Genomic DNA, 16,319 nt, shown 5'->3' with positions numbered 1-16,319 from the left:
GAGGCATGGTGGTTAAATCAGATGTATGCATAGTCGGATCAGGACCTGGAGGAGCCCTGCTGGCTTACCTATTGGCCAAGCGGGACATTTCAGTCGTATTGCTTGAAAGGCATTCTGAAGTTTCAAGAGAGTTCAGGGGCGAGTTCTTGAACGATGAAGGAGAGGGCATTCTTAAAAAGCACGGTTTATTCGAGAGTGTGGAAAGACTTGGCTTGCTTAGGATGGAACAAATTGAATATTGGCATGGCGGCCACCTATTTAAAAGGATACTCCCTGAATGGCCTGTCGATCATGTTGGGATACATGTCCCTCAAAATCATCTGCTTACAGCTATATTGCATGAAGCCGAAAAGCTGGACTCTTTTCAATTGATGATGAATACGAGGGTTATGGACTTGATTCAGAATGAAATGGGCCGTTTTACAGGTGTCAAGGCCCGAAAAGGCGGAGAAGGCCTGGAAGTGCAATGTTCATTGATAATCGGAGCGGACGGCAGATTTTCCACCGTTCGAAAAAAAGCGGGAATACCGGCCGTGATTAAAGATCATGGCTATGATTTACTGTGGGCAAAAATTCCTGCTCCGGAGGGATGGAAGCCTTCTATCAAGATGGCATTGGTCAATGACTCACAGGTTGCCCTCTTCACTCAGGCCGGAGGTTTCATCCAGATTGGCTGGAATATAGAACATGGCTCATTTCCCCAATTGCGAAAACAGCCTTTTGATCCGTTCATTGAAGATTTACTTTTTGCCTTTCCTGAATTAAAAAAGGTTGTGTGTGAAAATATCCGCTCTTGGCAGGACTTCATTTTATTGGATGTTTACAGCAGCTATAGTGAAACGTGGACAAAGGATGGCGTTGCCTTATTGGGTGATGCTGCCCATACGATGACGCCTACAGGTGCGTTCGGACTCAATTGTGCCATGAAGGATGCCGATATATTAGCCGAGCTTATTGCAGGATGCATCCTGCAGGAGGATACTGGCTTCCTTGGACTTAAGATGGCAGAGCCAAAAAGAAAAGCCGAAATTGAAAGATTACAGGCCATTCAGGTGGACAAGGAAATCTCCTTTGCATCACAGTTTGCCGCCGCTTATGTTTGAATAGGAGTGAAGGATATGAAATTCGGTTTTGATATTGACGATACCCTTATTAACTTGAGGGAGTTCGCGTTCCATCTTTATAATGAAAAGCTTAATACGAACATAGAGTTAACGAAATTCAGAGCTTTAAAGACGTTGGAGATCCATGAAGCTTTCGGGCTTGATAAAGAGGCTGGGGGCAAGATGTGGAACAGTCTTGCCGATGAAGTGTATTATTCATCCTGTCCAGCCTTCGAGGGCGCAGTGGAAACGCTGAAGGAGCTTGAACGCGATGGTCATGAAATCTATTACATCACAGCCAGAAAAGCGGAGCATGGTGAACGGACGAAAAAATGGCTGATTGAAAACGGCTTTCCGGTTAAGGATGACCATTTTTACTGCGGGATGAAGGATCATGAAAAGATTGATACGATCCGTAAATTGGAATTGGATTATTATTTTGATGATAAACCGGCAGTGCTGGAAACCTTATTGGATATTCCAACGAAAGTGTATGCGATGGATAACTCCTATAACAGGGAATTGGATATTCCAAGACTGACAAGCTGGTTTGAATTAAAAGAAATCCTCTCCAAATAATCGAATTCACATAATGATGGATGACTTGATAGACTTGGGTCATCCTTTTTATGTATACTATTGTGAATAGTGATTCATTTTTTGGTGAAAAACACATGAGAGTTGGGGGTAATGGGATGGAGAGAAATATTGAAAAGTCATTGATAGGCACGCTTGGGATAGAAATGAAAGAAGTCGGTGATGGGAAAGTCATTGCGACGATGCCGGTGGATGAGCGGACTAGGCAGCCGTATGGTTTATTGCATGGGGGGGCGTCCGTTGCCCTTGCGGAATCTGTTGCAAGCTTTGGCGGAATGCAGCTGGTAGATAGCACAAGACAAGCTGTCGTCGGCCTTGAAATCAATGCCAATCATGTAAGGGGCGTCCGTTCAGGTTTTGTTACAGCTGAAGGGAACATCCTCCATCGCGGAAAGACGACGATGGTGTGGGACGTGAAGATCCGTGATGAAGAGGATCATCTTATCTGCATTTCACGCTGTACATTGGCCGTTATCGACTTGCCAAATTCAAAGTGAATCAAAAGAACAAAGGCATCATTAAAGTGGCGTAATGATCTTACAGTGCCCGGTTTAAGTATAATATGGCAGTAGACTATTGTTGAAAAGAGGTGTTTTATGCTGGTGGGTCATATACAAGAAATCACCCGTCATCCTGTAAAATCATTCACTGGGGAACAGGTACAGGAAACGAAGGTGATGGGCTATGGACTATATGGAGATCGCAGCCATGCCTTTAAAGACAAAAATGGGAAGTTCCTGACGATAACCCAAGTTCCGGAAATGGTCCGTTATCAAGCTGCTTTTTCTGGTGAGGAAACCCTTGATCAATATCCTGAAATCAAAGTGAAGACCCCTTCAGGAAAGGTGCTGACATGGGGAGGGGAAGCCTTTCGGGAGGAAATGGAACGATTGTTAAAACAGGAGGCAACACCCGTTGTATCACCCTGCACATATTCCTTTAGGTGCGATTGAAGAAGAAAACATCCTGCTTGTCAGTGATGCCTCTATTGGCGAATTGACAAAGCTTTGGGGAAAAGAACTGGATGGCAGGAGATTCAGGCCAAACTTGGTGCTATCCTTAGTGAACAAAACGCCCTTTTTAGAAGAGCAGTGGTTCGGAAAAAGGGTTTTAATCGGAAATGAAGTGGAATTGGAGATCAAAAGGCATTGTGAGCGTTGTATGATCATAACTGTCGATCCAAGCGATTCCCAGAGAGATCCATCACTCCTGAAAACTGTCGTCAAGGAAAGGAAAAATCATTTTGGCGTATATGCCTCTGTCTTGCAGACGGGTGAAATCAGAGTGGGCGACCAGGTATTTTTAAAGGATTGAGACAGAAAAGAGCTGCACCTGTAATCAGGGCAGCTCTTTTGCATGGGGGATCACCGGGTTTTCTTTAAATCATCCTGGACACTCCGATCCCACATTTTTACGCCAGTATGATAAGCCGAGCGAATGATTAAATGGCCGGCTACAGGGCTGGTCATGAAGATAAAGATGATCGCGAGCACGACCCGGAAATCGAAATGGCCATGTTCATAATAAAAATATAACAAGGTGCCGATTAAGATGAACATGATCCCAAGTGTCGAGCTTTTTGAGGCAGCGTGATTTCTTGTATAGACGTCGGGCAGCCGGATGATGCCAAAAGCCGAGACTAAAAAGAGAAAGACCCCCATTAATAGGAATAGGGCGGATAGGATTTCAACGATTGCGGTCATCTTCGATTATCTCCCCTTTCTCAAGGAATTTGGCGAAAGCGACCGTTCCGATGAATGATAGGATTCCGAGCAGAAGAATGGCTTCCAGATATGCGCTTGTATCCATGACAATGGAGGCAAGTGCAACGATTGCGATAAGATTGATTCCCATTGCATCGAGTGCGATGACCCGATCCGGTACGGAAGGCCCTTTGATTAATCGGTATAAGAATCCAATCATGGAAAGCGAAACACCGAGCAACGCGATTTTAAGCATTAGATCGAACATTATTTGCTCACCTCCATAATCGCCTTTTCAAATGAATTTTTAATGCTGTCCACGGCCTCATCTTTGTCGGCAATATCCATCGCATGGATATAAAGAATCCGATTATCTTCCGAAACTTCAACGACCAGTGTCCCTGGTGTCAGTGTAATTAAATTCGATAGTATCGTAATTTCCCAATCCTTAGTCAGCACGGTTTCAAATGCGAATATGCCAGGTCTCATATCCAGACTCGGTTTAAGCACGGCCTTAAGGACGCTAATGTTGGAAAGTATGAGTTCCCTTGCAAATATGAGCAGCAATAGAATGACGGCATTCACCCTTTTCAAGTAAAAACGATCGTTGAAAAAATGACGGAAGAGGAACATGATGCCGAGCCCCAATAAATATCCGATGATAAAAGTGCTCCCGTTAAACTCATTTTTCAAAAACATCCAGATAAACGCAAGGAACACATTTAGTAAAATTTGGAATGACATCAGGCACTACTCCTTTAAAACCGCTTTGTTATAGATTTCAGGATTCATTAATGAATCTACAGCTTGTGTAATGAATGGATAAATCGATTCTGTTCCTACTCCGAATAAAACGGAAACGATGACAAGGAGGACGGCAGGAACCAGCATTTTATTAACCGTTTCATTGGTTAAGGCATAATCAGCTTTTGGAGTTCCCCAAAAGCCATTCATGAATATTTTCATGACGGAATAAAGGACCATCAAGCTTGAAAGCAAGACAACGGCCATTCCAAAGTAGGCCCCTTTTTCTGCAGCTCCCTGAAGAATCAGGAGCTTGCCGGCAAAACCGCTGAACGGCGGAATTCCGGCCAATGAAATGGCAGCAATGAAAAAGGTCCATGCAACGGCCGGATATTGCTTGATCAAGCCGCCCATTTCCCGCAAATCATCCGATCCGCTGATTTTGATCATGATGCCAACCAGCAGGAAGAGGGCGGCCTTGATCAGCATGTCATGAATGATATATAGAATGGAGCCCGATAAAGCCTGTTCATTCATGACGGAGATTCCGAATAGGATGACCCCGACGGCGATGATGATATTGTATATGATGATTTTTTTAACATCCCAATAAGCTATCGCACCAATGACACCGATGATGATGGTCAAGATTGCTAGTATCGCAAGGAAAGTATGGGTGAAATCCTGGTCATGATAAAACATGAGTGTATAGGTCCTGAAAATGGAATATATCCCGACCTTTGTCAGCAATGCCCCGAATAGAGCCATCACTGGAATGGGGGGAGCATAATAGGACCCAGGCAGCCATTGGAAGAGCGGGAAAATGGCACCCTTCAAACCGAATACGATCAGAAAGCCAATCGCTATCACGGAGATGATTCCAGGCTGGCCGACTTCCGTAATCCTCTGGCTGATGTCCGCCATGTTCAATGTTCCTAGAATGGAATAAAGATACGCCACCATGATGACGAAAAAGGAAGAGGAAAGCACATTGACGATGATATACTTCAATGATTCCCTCAGTTGGATTTTCGTCCCTCCCAATACAAGCAGCACGTAGGAAGCCATCAGCATGACTTCGAAGAAGACGAATAGATTGAAAAGATCCCCTGTAAGGAAGGCACCGTTTACACCAATCAGCAAAAATTGAAATATAGGATAATAATAATGTCTTTCACGTTCCTCCCCTATGGAGTAAAACGAGTAAAGCAGGATAGCCGATCCAATGATATTCGTAGTCAGTACCAGCAGCGAAGAAAGCATATCTGCGACGATAACAATCCCGAATGGCGCATCCCAGCTGCCGACACCTAAAGTCAAGATCCCTTGAGTATGGACCGTGATCACTAGATAAAGGGCAATCGCAATTCCGATAAGAGAGGAACAAAGGGATATCCCTCTTTGCAGCGTGATTTTTTTTGCAGAGAAAATGAGAAGGATGCCTGTTAAAAGCGGCCATAAAACAGGCATGAAAGTAAGATTATTCATTCGCTTCTGTACCTCTCATTTCTTCCATGTCATCCGTGCCGAGTTCCTGGTAGGTCCGATAAGCAAGCACCAGCAGAAATGATGTGACCCCGAAACTGATGACGATTGCCGTTAAGATAAGCGCTTGCGGAAGCGGATCGACATAGGATGCAGCTTCATCACTTAGCAATGGAACGGAACCGCCTTTCAAGCCGCCCATCGTCAAAATCAAAAGGTGGGCGCCGTGACTGAGCAGCCCAGTACCGATTATGATTCTTAAAATGCTTTTGGAAAGCATTAAATAGGTCGCACACATAAATAGTATTCCAATGACAATGGCCATTAAAAGTTCCATTATTCACTCTCCCCTATCGTTTGAATAATGGTCATCGTTACACCAACAACCACAAGATAAACACCCAGATCAAAAAGTACCGCGGTATGAAGCGATATGTGCCCAAGAAGCGGTAAATCAACATACTGATAAACATGTGTCATGAGGGGCACCCCGAACACCAGCCCACCGGCTACGGTCAGGCTTGATATGAACAAGCCTGAACCGATCATTAGCTTATAGTCAATCGGCAAGATGCCGGTGACGGTTTTAATGTCGAAAGCGAGCAACAGCAGGACTATGGCGGCTGAAGTCATTAACCCCCCGACAAACCCGCCTCCTGGTGAATAATGCCCCCCTAAAAAGATGGCTACCGCAAACAGCAAGATTACAAAGGCGGCGACTTTCGTAACCGTTTGGAGAATCAGGTCATTTTGCTTCATGATTTATCTTTCCCCCCTGTCAAACGCAATTTAATCATCGCGAATATTCCGAGCGCAGCGATGGAAAGGACACTGATTTCAAACATCGTATCAAGTCCGCGGAAGTCAACGAGAATGACGTTTACGACGTTTTTCCCGCCAGCTTCCTTATAAGCATTTTCAAGATAGTAATTGGATATGGAATCAAATAGCTTATTGCTATGTGCCGATAAGGCAATCAATGTCACGATCACTCCCACACCAATCGATATCAGGGCATTATTCAACTTGAATTTCATTCGTTCTTCCTTTCTGCTTGCCATTAATGGAAGGTGGAAGAAACAGAGCAAGAACAGAGCTACCGAAATCGTTTCGATGACTAGTTGAGTCAGGGCTAAATCCGGTGCCCGCAGTAAAACGAAAAATAAGGAAATCGTATATCCGACGGCTCCCAAGATGATAATGGAAGTGAGACGTGATCTTGCAAACAGAATGGCAATTGAGCCAATCACGATGATCGCAGCCAATACCAATTCATATAAACCAATCGGTGCAAAATTCACTGTATCCAATTTAAAAGCATCCTTCCAATAGAGCGTAAAGCCCAAGGAAAGAATGAAGAAAAGGAAGATTGAAAGCAGATACGTCCGAATCGAACCTGTCATTAATAATTTCATGACGGAGGAAGCTGAGCGTTCGAGCCCTTTTACCCCGTTATCATACAAAGCATTCAGGGATAGGCGTACAGGAATCCACTGAGTGATTTTCTGCCACTTCGGAAGCGTTTTGTATAAAATAATCCCAAAGACTATGATTCCGACGGTCATCCATATTTCAGTATTGAATCCATGCCAGAAGGCGATATGGACTTGGAAATCCGGACCCACCAAGTTTGGCTGTATGCCGGCCACCGCAGGTTTAATGAGCGACGAAGAAAGCAGGTTTGGAAAAATACCGAAAACGATGACCAACGAAGCAAGGATGATCGGGGATAGAAGCATCCCGATCGGTGCCTCGTGAGGCTTCTTTTCCAACAGTTGTAACTGAAGTTTACCTGTAAAGGGCTTGAGGACGACGATCATGCTATATATAAAAGTGAATACACTGGCAGCCCATGCCACCACAGGGAACAAAACCCCCCATGTCTCCATATTGAAGATATTCAATTCCAATACATTCACCATGCTGGCCAAGAACATTTCCTTGCTCAAAAAACCATTGAAGGGAGGAAGTCCGGCCATTGAAAAAGCACCTATGACAGCGACGGAGAAAGTGATCGGCATCAATTGCATCAATCCGCCAAGCTTTCTGATATCACGCGTACCGGTTTCATGATCAATGATGCCTGCAACCATGAAAAGGCTGCCTTTGAAGGTCGCATGATTAATCAAGTGGAATACAGCTGCAACCGTGGCTGCCAAGTATATATTTTCCCCAAAAGTTTCATAGTGGAGTGCCGCTGCACCAAGCCCCAATAGCGACATGATCAATCCGAGCTGACTGATGGTGGAAAAAGCAAGGATCCCCTTTAAATCAGTCTGCTTGATTGCAGAGAATGAGCCCCAGAACAGGGTGATCAATCCGGCGATCGAAACGAGCCAGAACCATAATCCCGATTCCGCAAAAACAGGGCTTAATCGGGCAACCAAATAAATTCCGGCCTTGACCATTGTGGCTGAATGAAGGTATGCACTGACCGGTGTCGGGGCTTCCATCGCATCAGGAAGCCAGATATGGAATGGAAACTGTGCGGATTTAGTGAACGCGCCAAGCAGCACAAGCAAAAGTGCAGGAATGAAGAGTGAGTGCTCCATGAGGTCCCCGCTTTGGGCAATCAATTCACGTATGCTGAATGTGTTCCCCATAATGGAAAGGAGAATGATGCCCCCAAGCATGCTTAAACCGCCAAGCACAGTGATCAGCAGGGATTTCTGCGCTCCATAACGTGAACGCTCCCTTTCATTCCAATATCCTATCAATAGAAATGATGATAAACTCGTGAATTCCCAAAACGAATAAAGGACAATTAGATTATCGGAAAGGACGACACCAAGCATCGCTCCCATGAAAAGCAAAAGGAAGACGTAAAATTGGTTCAGCCTTTCTTTCTCCTTCGATAAATAGAAAATTGAATACAGAACGACGAGTGAGCCTATACCTGTAATGAGCAAGGCGAACAAAAGCCCTAGTCCATCTACATAGAAATCAACATGAATTCCGAGAGAAGGAATCCATGTTGCCCTTTCCGTAATGATATCCCCTTGTTTGGTCAGGGAAATGAACCTTGAAAAATAGGTGAAAAGGAGAATCGGTAAAATCAATACAAACCATCCTGTATGTATTTGTCGAAATAGTTTGTATAATATTGGTACAATGAGTGCTAATAGAAACGGTGATAATACCGCCCAATGAAGTAAAGACATAAACTCCCCCCTTTTTAATACGAAGTCATCTTATTATGCTTTTTTTACACAATCCTAGACGTTAGGAAATCTTCGTTGAATATGTATTTTTTTATCGAATACTTGTCTCGCTTAAAAGTATAACGCAATTTAAGTGGGTTTGCATGGCTTTAAAAACAGTGAAGGCCAACTTAATTGATGTTTTATATATAGGTAGAAAAGGAGGGGGAACCGACCTGAAAAATTTATTAAAAAAGTTTTTCAAGGGTGAATTAATAGAGTATCCATTGTGAAATGGTGGATTATCTTGCATAATATAGGGAAAAAGACGCATGGATGGAGAAAGCATGAAAAACGCATATTTATTTAGCTATTTACCAATTATTTCAATACTATTATTCAGCCTTTCCTTTGCCATTTATGGGGAAATGCAAATGCTCAAGTTATTTGGAAATTTGGGAATCTACCAAGGGATGCTGGAGTTTTTTTCTGAAGCTGGCATTAAGCTGGCGCTGCTGATCGTATTGCTCTTATTATTCTTCATGGTTTTTGCCGCATTGAAGCTGATTTCCGATACGGTATTGGAGCTGTCTTTATTATTCTTTTCCAAGGATTCGGAGGGTAAAGCCCTGAACAGTGTAAGAAAGGGAGCTGTCATATACGTGATTGGCGGTGCCTTTTCGCTGTTTAGTGTTCAATTCATCATCGGGCTAGGGTTCATCTTTATCGCAACGAATATTGTCGCTTTAATTTATTTTGTCAATAAGTTAAGCCCGAGCCTGAATTTATCAAGGCTAGTGGGATTGGTTTTCTTTCCAATCTTCGTTTGGACAGCACTGATTTCAATAGTCGCTTTTGCAGGATTGAAGCTTTATAACAGCGTTATTGCGAGTCTTCCCATATAGCAAAAAGAAGGTGCCGATGATGGCACCTTCTTTTTTTCACTCGGCAGTCTGGCTGATATCTTTCCAAATCAATAGATGCGGTGTATGTGAATAAATGGATTGTAGATTAGATGGTTTGTCCCTGCCGATCCAAACCCCCGTTGTATAGTTGGCTGTTAGACCGACAAACCACATGTCTTTCACATCATTGGTCGTTCCGGTTTTACCGCCGACATAATCTGTAGGAAAGTAAGCTTTGCGGGCTGTCCCGGAAAGGGTTGTTTCATGGAGCAGCTGCCGCATCTTGGCTACGGTGCCTTTGTTCCAAATCTCCTTGGAGGAGTCTTTCCATTTATAAAGGACTTTACCTTCTTGATCGGTGACTTTAATAATGGCGCGAGCTGGCTGATAGTTTCCGTCATTGAAGGAAGTATAGGCATTTGTCAGTTCAAGGGGGCTCATGCCATATTCGAATCCGCCTATGGCAGAACTTGTATGGTGGTCTTTCTTGCTCACCTTTTTAAAGTTGAAAGCATCCAGGTACTTGAAACTTGTTTCCACCCCCGTTTTTTCAAAAAGTCTTATGGCGGGTGTGTTATAGGACTGGGCGAAGGCAGTTCTTAGTGTGACCATCCCGTAGCTGTCGCCGCTATAATTCTTTGGACAATAGCTATTGCTGCAATAGCTTGCTCCGCTTACGAGCTGATTGAGGTCTGCATCCGTTTCTTCTAAATAGGGAGCATAATCGAGAAGTGGCTTAATGGCCGACCCTGGCTGCCTATAACTTTGATATGCCCGGTTGAAAGAATTTTTTTTATAATCTTTTCCCCCAATCAAAGAGACAAGCTCGTGCGTATGATGCTGTATAACCACTAAAGCTCCCTCGATATCATTTACACCGATCTTTGATTGTACAGCAGTCTTTGACTGTGTTTGCAGCTTGGTATCGAGTGCGGTATGGATGGTTACACCGGAATTCAAAAGCTTTTCGACCTTTTTATCCAGCTCAGCTTCCGCCTGCTTACGTATAGCGACATCAGTGCTTTGCAGAGATTTGTCGAGACCCTCGGAGGATGCCACCAAGTTTTTCAATTCCTGATGAACATACGTCACGTAATCGGGATATAAGTCGACTGGGGTGGACAAGTCTAATTTAATCGTACTTTCGATAAGCTTTTCGTACTCGGTCTGTTCTAAATTACCTTCGGCCACCATTTGTTTCAGTAATCTCTCCTGCCTCTTTTTCGTCGCATCGAAATGTTTAAGAGGATTATAGTTTTCCGGATTATTGGGGATTGCGGCCAGGAAGGCAAGTTCAGCCTTGGATAACTCTCCAGTCGGTTTACTGAAGTAATAGTGGGAAGCAGTTTCGATTCCATAAGCACCATTACTGAAATATATGGCATTCAAATACAGCTCCATAATTTCCGGTTTTGATTTTTTTCGCTCTATCTGATAGGCGTAAATGAGTTCACTGAGTTTTCGGTTATACGTCCTATCATGTGAAAGATAAACATTCCTGGCCAGCTGCTGGGTTATGGTACTGCCGCCTTGTTCTATGTTATTATTTTGTGAATTGATAAGAAGCGCCCTGCTTATGCCGGATAGGTCAACGCCTGCATGATCATAAAATTTCTGATCTTCAGTAACGATGAACAGATTTTCCAGGAAAAGGGGGATGTCTTCAAGTTTTAGGTAAGATCGTTTCTCACCTGTGGAAATTTCACTGATGACCTTTCCATTTGCGGCCTTCATGTAACTATTCTGAGCCAGTTCTATCGATTCAATGGGAATTCGCTCGTCGAGTACATGATAGGGAGATTGCGCTAAGGACCATTCCTGATAGGAAAGGAAAATGAAAAGGATCAATATGGGAACTAAGAGGAAAATCGTGATATAACCAAGATACGTGCGCATAGTTCAACTTCCTAACTAATATATTTTTAGTATGCCCTTGGAATGAAGGGAGGAAAAAATGGTACTTTCGGTTCATTCGTCCATCCATCATAATCCAAATTAGGTAGACAATAAAGAGTTTTGGGTAAATTAGGTATCACGGTAGAAGCCGTATCCGAATGGTGCGTCACGATCCTAAAAGAAAACTTTCTAAATCTTCTGTTATAATATTCTCGTGAGAAAAAGCCATTTTTTGTTTATATGTCGATGTCAGGAATATGAAGGGGGTCATAAAAATGGAGGAACAACAGCAATATGTATTCATTGATTTTGAATTTACGATGCCGGAAGGAAAAGCCAACCCAGTAGGGTTTTATCCGGAAATCATTGAGGTTGGTTTAGTCACCGTCATTAATGAGACCATTCAGGAACAATTCTCATCTTTTGTTAACCCATCGAAATTTCAAGTTTTAACGGGGAGATGCAAGAAGTTCTTGAATATTACCCAGGATCAGGTAGACCGGGGGATTTCATTAGAAGAACTGGTTACTTTATTGAAGAAAATAGATGAGCAGCACCCCACGACGATTGTTACCTGGGGGAATATGGACATGAAGGTGCTTCGCCAGAACTGTCAAAAAGCAGGATTGGATTTCCCTTTTTCCGGGAAACAAAGTGATCTTTGTCTGGAGTATAAACGCTTTTTTGGGGATCAAAATCAGACCGGTCTTTGGAAAGCTGTACAGGCCTATGGCAAAGAAGGGACAGGCAAGCATCACAGGGCACTGGATGATGCGATTACGACATATAATATCTTTAAGCTAGTAGAGAAAGATAAAAGTTATATGAAAAATCATGAACCGACGACAATTGGCGATCGCATTGATTTATCAAAGGTATTGAATCATTTAGCGTTATAAAAGCCAAATCATATACTACTGATTTGGCTTTTATCATGCTTTATTTGAAATAATCGGCCGCTAGATCTTCAAGCAACTGTAAACTTTTGTCATTCCACTCTGTTTGGACTTCGCTTAAAGTGCCCTTCATCTTCTCAACAGCTTCCCTTAAGGATTCCGTATACTCAGGAATCTCCTCATCAAATGTCCTTACCATATTCTTGGGTACATTGGTTTGCTCACGGAATGCAAGAGCACGCCGCTGATGGAACATGGATACTTCCGTTTGCCTCGGGTTATGGAGATCTCCCTGCATGGGATGCTTCAAGACAGCCAACACTTTAACAAGATATGCAGCAGGTCTGATATCGGTGACTTCCCCGATGTATTTTCCAGTTTTATATATGGCGGTAACCTTATCGCCGATTTTAAAATCCTGTTCTGACATTTCCCTACCACCTTTCTTTTCACTTCCTTCATGATACATAAGAACATCGATTTTTCACAGCGAATTTGTTCAATTTCGTAAAGATGCTTTTTTTTAGAAAATCGTGTAAAGTGTACAAATGAAGATGAAAAATGGTGTTTCATGCCATTTTATTTTAAAAAGAAAGAGGTTATGTACAATGACAAACTTTCCACAATTAACAAGTGAAGTTTTGGAAAATGAAAAAGCGGTCATCATGCAAACGACGATGGGCGATATTAAAATTAAACTATTCCCTGAACTGGCTCCAAAGACAGTGGAAAATTTCTTGACACATGCTGAAAACGGTTACTACGAAGGAATCATCTTCCACCGTGTCATCAAGGATTTCATGCTTCAAGGAGGAGATCCGACAGGGACTGGAATGGGTGGAGAAAGTATCTGGGGAACTCCATTTGAGGATGAGTTCTCCATGCAATTATTCAATTTGCGCGGAGCTCTTTCCATGGCAAATGCAGGCCCGGGAACAAACGGGAGCCAATTCTTCGTCGTACAAGCCCAGCATGTGGACAGCAGGATGGGTGAGCAAATGAAGCAAGCCGGTTATCCGGAAGAAATCATCAGTGCTTATATGGAACAGGGTGGCACACCATGGCTGGATCATAAACACTCTGTTTTCGGACAAGTAGTCGATGGCATGGACGTTGTCGATACGATTGCTAACGTAGAGACAGTTGCGGGAGACAAACCTGCAGTGGACGTGGTCATTAAAGGAATCACCATCCTATAAATAAAAGTGAAGCGAGGGGCTCAGTGCCTCTCGTTTTTTTTAGGTTTTAGTCGATTAGCCCCACTAGTGGATTGTTCTGGCAATTGATATAATGGGATAATGCAGTTTAATTCCCTTTCAGGAAGGATGTACCGGATGGACTTTATCAATCATGCTTTACTGGGTTTGTTTCTTTACTTTCCAGAAGACAAGACTGAATATATCTCGGCAGGTATAACGTGCTTCATTTTTTTAGTGGCAGCTGTTTTTACGATGAGGGCAATTATAAGATATTCAAAGAAGGAAGAAATGAAAACCAAGCAATTCGAAGATGAGGTCACCAAAAGGAACCAGCGCATAAAGGATGATACTATTTCTTGATCTTGGAAGATACCTTGAATCGCGAGCCCCGTTTTTTTGATATTGATTATCTGAATATGAATGGTATTATGTTTTGTTAGAAGGTCGTAAAGAATAAAATGTTCCCTTATCAGCATAAGCATTTTATACTATAAGCATAGAGATAGAAACTTTGGGGGCGTAATTGGTTATGCAAATTGTAGCGAAAAGAATGATTGCGGCAGATACGGTTAAGGAGTTTTTCATTCAGCACTGGGAGACGACTCAAGTCGTTTTTTCAAGAGGCTTGTTTCATTATGCGGAACTTGAGGGTTTTGGGGTGATGGACGAGAATGAAAAAATCACGGGCCTGGGAACATACAAAATATCCGACCATGTATGTCAGATCATCTCTTTGAATAGTGTGCATGAGAATCAAGGGGTGGGCTCATCATTGCTTTATGTAATGGAAAATATCGCTAAGGAAAAAAGTTGCCATACTATTAAAGCGATTACAACGAACGATAATTTACAAGCAATGAAATTTTTTCAAAAGCGTGGGTATGCCATTTCGGAAATCGTTAAAAACGCCGTCGAAGAATCTCGGAAAATCAAGCCTGAAATACCATTTTACAGTTTTGATGGAATTCCAATCCGAGACGAGATAATTTTGGAGAAATACTTATAATAAGGTGTAATTCACCTGGATTTTGATAGGGGGAATAGGGATGTTCAAGAAAATTGCGGCTGATGCCCTTGGTCTTAGCGATATTGGAAGTGTGATTAGTCCTGCCGATTATGACAAGGTGGATGCAGATGACTATATCATGCACGAGGATGGGGAAAAAATTTATTTCCTGATTAAATCGAAAACCGATGAATACTGTTTCACGAATCAAGCATTCATACATTTGGACGGCACAAGTGCGATAAGTAAAAAGCGTACACTTACAAGATATAGCTACAGCCAGTATACTATTTCCAACGCCACGCTTGAAACTGCGGGGACTGTGGATTTGGATGCGGAAATTAAATTTTCGATCGGTGCAAAGACTTTCTCCATCGATGTCCATAAGAAATTCATTGAAGAATTAAAGGACTTGTTCAAATCACTCGTGAAAATATCGGAAATTTGCCATGAGAATGAGTATGCCCTTCAATATGCCCAGCAAAGTGTAAACCTTGCTTCTTCCACTTTGAACCAGGTTCGCACTGACGGAAGCCAAATGGCTGCAAGTTTCAAGGAAATTAATTCGGCAGCTTTCGAATGGTTGATGGACAGCCGGAAAAAGTACCATGTTAAAGATTTTGGCTATGTTTTTGAGAAATATATCAATAATTAAAAAAGGGGGCGGACACAGAATGATGTGTCCGCCTTCTTTTTTAATTGTTTAAATCACTCAAGCCAGGGCTATGTTCATTTGGCATATCCGGCATTTCAGGGACAGGGAATCCTTTTGGCGGATCGGTAACAGCGAGGTTTCCACCATTTCGGCTCGGTGTCTCCCCTTGGAAAATTTCACCGATCTGCGTTTGATCCAACCTGAAATTGAATTGGGCATTATGGTAGCCTAAATCCACATACTTGCGGCATTCAGGATATTTGTTCAAATCATAATTAGGTACAGGGAAGATTTTCCCCCAGTCAACCCCAAGTGTTTCCAATGCCTTGGCAAATGCATTCTGATGGGCATTGTCGCGAACCATTAAAAATGCCAATGTTTCGCGCATTGATTTATTGGAACTCATTTCATAAATCCTGGACTTTTGCAGGACTCCCGTAGATTCAAGCATGACATTGTTCAAAAGGTTCGCCACAAGGTTACCGTGATCATAAACCCATGATCCATTCCATGGATTCCCGCCAGCATCGACGGGCAGGGATGCTTTCGCACCGATTATGAAGTGATGGGGGTTTGCGCCGCCTTTGATGACTTCATCCAATGGGGCACCATCGATGGCGGAATCTCCAGGCATATTTCCGCCAGCACCATTCAGCAGTTGGTTGATGGTTGATTGGACAAGTTCAATATGGCTAAGTTCCTCCAAGAAAACTCCACGGATTAAATCACGATATTGTTTAGCCTTGCCGCGGAAGTTGGCGCTTTGGAAAGAATACTGCATCATCGTCCTCATTTCACCGAATTGCCCTCCAAGAGCTTCCTGAAGTACTTTTGCTGCACTCGGATCAGGCTTATCGGGAACGATCATATTGATTAAGTCCTCTTTATAAAAATACAAATGGAATACCCTCCTTAAATGATATTTCTAAGTTAGCTTCTGTTATCTGTATTAATTTATTCCTAAGGTAAAAAGTACCTTTATGGAATGAC

Annotated in this window: 19 protein-coding genes and 1 pseudogene; 10 read left to right on the top strand and 10 right to left on the bottom strand. The window is 42.8% G+C overall.

The features are described 5' to 3' along the window. Nucleotides 1-5 precede the first annotated feature (5 nt). The 4 genes and pseudogenes from IOC57_RS11315 to IOC57_RS11300 all read left to right on the top strand — a co-directional run bounded on the left by IOC57_RS11315 (nucleotide 6) and on the right by IOC57_RS11300 (nucleotide 3,014). Complete coding sequence (locus IOC57_RS11315; protein ID WP_207438810.1) at nucleotides 6-1,103, top strand: FAD-dependent monooxygenase; 1,098 nt, start codon at nucleotides 6-8, stop codon at nucleotides 1,101-1,103. A gap of 15 nt (nucleotides 1,104-1,118) precedes the next feature. Then, a complete protein-coding gene (locus IOC57_RS11310) occupies nucleotides 1,119-1,682 on the top strand; it encodes a 5' nucleotidase, NT5C type (protein ID WP_207438809.1) in 564 nt (187 codons plus the stop codon). A gap of 116 nt (nucleotides 1,683-1,798) precedes the next feature. Further along, nucleotides 1,799-2,197 (top strand): hotdog fold thioesterase, encoded by a 399-nt coding sequence (locus IOC57_RS11305; RefSeq protein WP_207438808.1) that lies wholly within the window; start codon nucleotides 1,799-1,801, stop codon nucleotides 2,195-2,197. 99 nt (nucleotides 2,198-2,296) lie between these two features. Then, nucleotides 2,297-3,014, top strand: a pseudogene (locus IOC57_RS11300) (MOSC domain-containing protein). A gap of 50 nt (nucleotides 3,015-3,064) precedes the next feature. Here the strand turns inward: IOC57_RS11300 and mnhG are convergent. From mnhG to IOC57_RS11265, 7 genes are read right to left on the bottom strand one after another with little or no spacing between them, the layout of a single operon-like run. Continuing rightward, nucleotides 3,065-3,403: a monovalent cation/H(+) antiporter subunit G gene (gene mnhG / locus IOC57_RS11295; protein ID WP_207438807.1), complete on the bottom strand. Its 339-nt coding sequence runs from the start codon at nucleotides 3,401-3,403 to the stop codon at nucleotides 3,065-3,067. Then, nucleotides 3,387-3,659, bottom strand: coding sequence for a Na(+)/H(+) antiporter subunit F1 (locus IOC57_RS11290; RefSeq protein WP_370023645.1), 273 nt, complete (start codon nucleotides 3,657-3,659; stop codon nucleotides 3,387-3,389). The genes mnhG and IOC57_RS11290 overlap by 17 nt, the downstream gene beginning before the upstream one ends. 11 nt (nucleotides 3,660-3,670) lie before the next feature. Continuing rightward, nucleotides 3,671-4,147, bottom strand: a complete 477-nt coding sequence (locus IOC57_RS11285) for a Na+/H+ antiporter subunit E (protein WP_207438806.1) — start codon at nucleotides 4,145-4,147, stop codon at nucleotides 3,671-3,673. Between the two features lie 6 nt (nucleotides 4,148-4,153). Beyond that, entirely contained in the window at nucleotides 4,154-5,635 is a 1,482-nt protein-coding gene (locus IOC57_RS11280; RefSeq protein ID WP_207438805.1) for a Na+/H+ antiporter subunit D, read from the bottom strand. Then, entirely contained in the window at nucleotides 5,628-5,969 is a 342-nt protein-coding gene (locus IOC57_RS11275) for a Na(+)/H(+) antiporter subunit C (protein ID WP_076368129.1), read from the bottom strand. Before IOC57_RS11275 ends, IOC57_RS11280 begins: the two co-directional genes overlap by 8 nt. Continuing rightward, nucleotides 5,969-6,391, bottom strand: a complete 423-nt coding sequence (locus IOC57_RS11270) for a Na(+)/H(+) antiporter subunit B (RefSeq protein ID WP_034310256.1) — start codon at nucleotides 6,389-6,391, stop codon at nucleotides 5,969-5,971. Before IOC57_RS11270 ends, IOC57_RS11275 begins: the two co-directional genes overlap by 1 nt. Continuing rightward, a complete protein-coding gene (locus IOC57_RS11265; protein WP_207438804.1) occupies nucleotides 6,388-8,793 on the bottom strand; it encodes a Na+/H+ antiporter subunit A in 2,406 nt (801 codons plus the stop codon). The genes IOC57_RS11270 and IOC57_RS11265 overlap by 4 nt, the downstream gene beginning before the upstream one ends. A 326-nt stretch (nucleotides 8,794-9,119) precedes the next feature. Here IOC57_RS11265 and IOC57_RS11260 point away from each other — a divergent pair, with 326 nt between their 5' ends. Next, nucleotides 9,120-9,677, top strand: a complete 558-nt coding sequence (locus IOC57_RS11260; protein ID WP_207438803.1) for a DUF5366 family protein — start codon at nucleotides 9,120-9,122, stop codon at nucleotides 9,675-9,677. A gap of 36 nt (nucleotides 9,678-9,713) precedes the next feature. Here the strand turns inward: IOC57_RS11260 and IOC57_RS11255 are convergent, their stop codons facing one another. Further along, nucleotides 9,714-11,573 carry a transglycosylase domain-containing protein gene (locus tag IOC57_RS11255; protein WP_207438802.1) on the bottom strand — a complete coding sequence of 620 codons (1,860 nt, stop codon included), beginning with the start codon at nucleotides 11,571-11,573 and terminating at the stop codon, nucleotides 9,714-9,716. A 275-nt stretch (nucleotides 11,574-11,848) separates the two neighbouring features. Between IOC57_RS11255 and kapD the strand changes: the two genes are divergently transcribed. Further along, a complete protein-coding gene (kapD, locus tag IOC57_RS11250) occupies nucleotides 11,849-12,472 on the top strand; it encodes a 3'-5' exonuclease KapD (RefSeq protein ID WP_207438801.1) in 624 nt (207 codons plus the stop codon). Between the two features lie 40 nt (nucleotides 12,473-12,512). On the opposite strand, the gene kapB is transcribed toward kapD, so the two are convergent. Then, nucleotides 12,513-12,899, bottom strand: coding sequence for a kinase-associated lipoprotein KapB (gene kapB / locus IOC57_RS11245; protein WP_207438800.1), 387 nt, complete (start codon nucleotides 12,897-12,899; stop codon nucleotides 12,513-12,515). Nucleotides 12,900-13,077: 178 nt separating this feature from the next. On the opposite strand from kapB, the gene IOC57_RS11240 reads away from it, so the two are divergent. The 4 genes from IOC57_RS11240 to IOC57_RS11225 all read left to right on the top strand — a co-directional run bounded on the left by IOC57_RS11240 (nucleotide 13,078) and on the right by IOC57_RS11225 (nucleotide 15,329). Further along, the gene (locus tag IOC57_RS11240) at nucleotides 13,078-13,668 is read left to right on the top strand and encodes a peptidylprolyl isomerase (protein WP_207438799.1); all 591 of its coding nucleotides are present in this window, start codon (nucleotides 13,078-13,080) and stop codon (nucleotides 13,666-13,668) included. Nucleotides 13,669-13,803: 135 nt separating this feature from the next. Further along, nucleotides 13,804-14,028, top strand: coding sequence for a hypothetical protein (locus IOC57_RS11235; protein WP_207438798.1), 225 nt, complete (start codon nucleotides 13,804-13,806; stop codon nucleotides 14,026-14,028). Between the two features lie 169 nt (nucleotides 14,029-14,197). Beyond that, nucleotides 14,198-14,674: a GNAT family N-acetyltransferase gene (locus IOC57_RS11230; RefSeq protein WP_207438863.1), complete on the top strand. Its 477-nt coding sequence runs from the start codon at nucleotides 14,198-14,200 to the stop codon at nucleotides 14,672-14,674. A 40-nt stretch (nucleotides 14,675-14,714) separates the two neighbouring features. Then, entirely contained in the window at nucleotides 14,715-15,329 is a 615-nt protein-coding gene (locus IOC57_RS11225; protein ID WP_207438797.1) for a PH domain-containing protein, read from the top strand. A 40-nt stretch (nucleotides 15,330-15,369) separates the two neighbouring features. Here the strand turns inward: IOC57_RS11225 and IOC57_RS11220 are convergent, their stop codons facing one another. After that, the gene (locus IOC57_RS11220; protein WP_207438796.1) at nucleotides 15,370-16,227 is read right to left on the bottom strand and encodes a manganese catalase family protein; all 858 of its coding nucleotides are present in this window, start codon (nucleotides 16,225-16,227) and stop codon (nucleotides 15,370-15,372) included. Nucleotides 16,228-16,319 lie beyond the last annotated feature (92 nt).

It is taken from the genome of Bacillus sp. SD075 (assembly GCF_017355165.1).
Classification (GTDB): domain Bacteria; phylum Bacillota; class Bacilli; order Bacillales; family DSM-1321; genus Peribacillus.
The sequence above is the reverse complement of the archived record's forward strand: the minus strand, read 5'-3'. Positions and strand labels throughout refer to the sequence as shown.